2 protein-coding genes are annotated in these 994 nt (G+C 63.7%); one reads left to right on the top strand and one right to left on the bottom strand.

The window, feature by feature from the left end; all coding sequences use genetic code 11:
- Positions 1 to 514: Ig-like domain-containing protein (locus tag ACYP33_RS09180; protein ID WP_459621152.1), on the bottom strand; the 514-nt coding region annotated here is incomplete at its 3' end.
- A 216-nt stretch (positions 515 to 730) separates the two neighbouring features.
- Between ACYP33_RS09180 and ACYP33_RS09185 the strand changes: the two genes are divergently transcribed.
- The gene (locus ACYP33_RS09185; protein ID WP_414450733.1) at positions 731 to 892 is read left to right on the top strand and encodes a hypothetical protein; all 162 of its coding nucleotides are present in this window, start codon (positions 731 to 733) and stop codon (positions 890 to 892) included.
- Positions 893 to 994 lie beyond the last annotated feature (102 nt).

Here is a 994-nt window from a genome sequence, read left to right on the forward strand (position 1 = left end):
CCCGGTCGCCCGCGCCGAGCGCACCCTCGATGTGACCGCTGATCAGCCGCCCCGCCGTGCCGTCGTTGGTCAGCCAATCGTTGTGAGATGCCCCGCTGTCGCGCCCCGCTTTGTCCACCACCGCGTGGGCGGTCCCGGGGATGCCGGGCGATCCGTGATCGATGATCGGCGGCGTCGTCGCGGCCGCCTCGACTTCGATGGTGTACGCCTTCGACGGCATGCTCAGGCCGGCCGAATTGCCTGCCTGCACCGACAGACGGCACAAGCCGTCCGACAGCGGCTGCGGCAATTGATACGTCCACGTTCCGTCCGAGCCGACTTGGGCGGTGCCGACCTCGCGCCCTTCGGCACGGATGTGGATGGTCGAGCCGACGTCGCCGTGTCCGCTCAACACCGGACGCGGGTCGTTGGTCAGCCCGGACTGGCCGATCACGCCGGTACGCGCCCCGACGTTGCCGGTCACGGTGTCGATGGTCGGGCGCGACGGTTTCTTGACTGCAGATTGGTTTGCCATGATCTAAAACATCCCTGAAACAGGTTTTGATGAAGATCCGGGGCGCGTGCCGAATCGCGCAGCAACACGCTGGCGGCGCAAATCGAGGCGGAACTGCTCGACGAGCCCGGGGTCGCGGTTGGGAAGGCATCGTCACGCATAGCGGCCATGCGTGACGATGCAAGAGCTTTGTAATGTATAGATGGGCGATACCGGCATCCATGCTGGACACGGCCGTTGCTTGACCTGAATCGAACATTGCGCTGCACGCAGTTGACTCAACCGGTGATTTTTGTGATTAACGATTTCCGCAGTGGTAATGATTGCGCGCGCAACATGATGAATCGTCGCACCAACGAGACGCTCGAAGCAGGCAACGTCAACGCGGTGCCCGCATAAACGAAAGGGCCCGGTCTTCGCGAATGCGAAGACCGGGCCCGGTTGCCTCATGCGGCGCGTCGAGCGCTTATGGCATGAGCGTGGTTTGCATGGCGGCCTGCA

This window comes from Burkholderia sp. 3C, assembly GCF_054589155.1.